The organism is Staphylococcus sp. GDY8P57P, assembly GCF_017892585.1.
GTDB lineage: Bacteria > Bacillota > Bacilli > Staphylococcales > Staphylococcaceae > Staphylococcus > Staphylococcus borealis.
In genome coordinates, this window is sequence record NZ_JAESLK010000027.1 from 1726 (window position 1) to 5030 (window position 3305).

The following is a 3305-nucleotide window of genomic DNA, read 5'->3' on the forward strand; positions in this document are numbered from 1 at the left end:
ATTGTTTATTTATTGATTGTACATTGAAAACTAGATAAGTAAGTAAAAATAGATTTTACCAAGCAAAACCGAGTGAATAAGAGTTTTAAAAAAGCTTGAATTCATAAAATATAATCGCTAGTGTTCGAAAGAACACTCACAAGATTAATAACAGGTTTCTTAAGTTTAGAACTACGTTCTAATATGGTGGAAACATAGATTAAGTTATTAAGGGCGCACGGTGGATGCCTTGGCACTAGAAGCCGACGAAGGACGTTACTAACGACGATATGCTTTGGGTAGCTGTAAGTAAGCGTTGATCCAGAGATTTCCGAATGGGGGAACCCAGCACGAGTTATGTCGTGTTATCGACAAGTGAATTCATAGCTTGTCAGAAGGCAGACCCGGAGAACTGAAACATCTTAGTACCCGGAGGAAGAGAAAGAAAAATCGATTCCCTGAGTAGCGGCGAGCGAAACGGGAAGAGCCCAAACCAATAAGCTTGCTTATTGGGGTTGTAGGACACTCTATACGGAGTTACAAAGGAATATATTAGACGAATCATCTGGAAAGTTGAATCAAAGAAGGTAATAATCCTGTAGTTGAAAATATATTCTCTCTTGAGTGGATCCTGAGTACGACGGAGCACGTGAAATTCCGTCGGAATCTGGGAGGACCATCTCCTAAGGCTAAATACTCTCTAGTGACCGATAGTGAACCAGTACCGTGAGGGAAAGGTGAAAAGTACCCCGGAAGGGGAGTGAAAGAGAACTTGAAACCGTGTGCTTACAAGTAGTCAGAGCCCGTTAATGGGTGATGGCGTGCCTTTTGTAGAATGAACCGGCGAGTTACGATCTGATGCAAGGTTAAGCAGGAAATGTGGAGCCGTAGCGAAAGCGAGTCTGAATAGGGCGTTGAGTATTTGGTCGTAGACCCGAAACCAGGTGATCTACCCATGGTCAGGTTGAAGTTCAGGTAACACTGAATGGAGGACCGAACCGACTTACGTTGAAAAGTGAGCGGATGAACTGTGGGTAGCGGAGAAATTCCAATCGAACTTGGAGATAGCTGGTTCTCTCCGAAATAGCTTTAGGGCTAGCCTCAAGTGATGATTATTGGAGGTAGAGCACTGTTTGGACGAGGGGCCCCTCTCGGGTTACCGAATTCAGACAAACTCCGAATGCCAATTAATTTAACTTGGGAGTCAGAACATGGGTGATAAGGTCCGTGTTCGAAAGGGAAACAGCCCAGACCACCAGCTAAGGTCCCAAAATATATGTTAAGTGGAAAAGGATGTGGCGTTGCCCAGACAACTAGGATGTTGGCTTAGAAGCAGCCATCATTTAAAGAGTGCGTAATAGCTCACTAGTCGAGTGACACTGCGCCGAAAATGTACCGGGGCTAAACATATTACCGAAGCTGTGGATTGTCCGTAGGACAATGGTAGGAGAGCGTTCTAAGGGCGTTGAAGCATGATCGCAAGGACATGTGGAGCGCTTAGAAGTGAGAATGCCGGTGTGAGTAGCGAAAGACGGGTGAGAATCCCGTCCACCGATTGACTAAGGTTTCCAGAGGAAGGCTCGTCCGCTCTGGGTTAGTCGGGTCCTAAGCTGAGGCCGACAGGCGTAGGCGATGGATAACAGGTTGATATTCCTGTACCACCTAACATCGTTTTAATCGATGGGGGGACGCAGTAGGATAGGCGAAGCGTACGATTGGATTGTACGTCTAAGCAGTGAGATTGAGTGTTAGGCAAATCCGGCACTCTTAAGATTGAGCTGTGATGGGGAGAGGAAATTGTTTCCTCGAGTCGTTGATTTCACACTGCCGAGAAAAGCCTCTAGATAGATATTAGGTGCCCGTACCGCAAACCGACACAGGTAGTCAAGATGAGAATTCTAAGGTGAGCGAGCGAACTCTCGTTAAGGAACTCGGCAAAATGACCCCGTAACTTCGGGAGAAGGGGTGCTCTTTAGGGTGCAAGCCCAGAAGAGCCGCAGTGAATAGGCCCAAGCGACTGTTTATCAAAAACACAGGTCTCTGCTAAACCGTAAGGTGATGTATAGGGGCTGACGCCTGCCCGGTGCTGGAAGGTTAAGAGGAGTGGTTAGCTTCTGCGAAGCTACGAATCGAAGCCCCAGTAAACGGCGGCCGTAACTATAACGGTCCTAAGGTAGCGAAATTCCTTGTCGGGTAAGTTCCGACCCGCACGAAAGGCGTAACGATTTGGGCACTGTCTCAACGAGAGACTCGGTGAAATCATAGTACCTGTGAAGATGCAGGTTACCCGCGACAGGACGGAAAGACCCCGTGGAGCTTTACTGTAGCCTGATATTGAAATTCGGCACAGCTTGTACAGGATAGGTAGGAGCCTTTGAAACGTGAGCGCTAGCTTACGTGGAGGCGCTGGTGGGATACTACCCTAGCTGTGTTGGCTTTCTAACCCGCACCACTTATCGTGGTGGGAGACAGTGTCAGGCGGGCAGTTTGACTGGGGCGGTCGCCTCCTAAAAGGTAACGGAGGCGCTCAAAGGTTCCCTCAGAATGGTTGGAAATCATTCATAGAGTGTAAAGGCATAAGGGAGCTTGACTGCGAGACCTACAAGTCGAGCAGGGTCGAAAGACGGACTTAGTGATCCGGTGGTTCCGCATGGAAGGGCCATCGCTCAACGGATAAAAGCTACCCCGGGGATAACAGGCTTATCTCCCCCAAGAGTTCACATCGACGGGGAGGTTTGGCACCTCGATGTCGGCTCATCGCATCCTGGGGCTGTAGTCGGTCCCAAGGGTTGGGCTGTTCGCCCATTAAAGCGGTACGCGAGCTGGGTTCAGAACGTCGTGAGACAGTTCGGTCCCTATCCGTCGTGGGCGTAGGAAATTTGAGAGGAGCTGTCCTTAGTACGAGAGGACCGGGATGGACATACCTCTGGTGTACCAGTTGTCGTGCCAACGGCATAGCTGGGTAGCTATGTATGGACGGGATAAGTGCTGAAAGCATCTAAGCATGAAGCCCCCCTCAAGATGAGATTTCCCAACTTCGGTTATAAGATCCCTCAAAGATGATGAGGTTAATAGGTTCGAGGTGGAAGCGTGGCGACACGTGGAGCTGACGAATACTAATCGATCGAAGACTTAATCAATTTATTTCAAAGTTTTGCGAAGCAAAATCATTTACTTACTATCTAGTTTTGAATGTATAATCATTCTCTTGTCTGGTGACAATGGCAAGGAGGTCACACCTGTTCCCATGCCGAACACAGAAGTTAAGCTCCTTAGCGCCGATGGTAGTTGGATTTACGTTCCGCTAGAGTAGGACGTTGCCAGGC

At 48.3% G+C, this 3305-nt stretch carries 2 rRNA genes; both read left to right on the forward strand.

The window, feature by feature from the left end:
- Window positions 1-197: 197 nt before the first annotated feature.
- Window positions 198-3119 (forward strand): 23S ribosomal RNA (locus KA878_RS09930).
- A 71-nt stretch (window positions 3120-3190) separates the two neighbouring features.
- Window positions 3191-3305: ribosomal RNA gene (gene rrf / locus KA878_RS09935) — 5S ribosomal RNA — on the forward strand.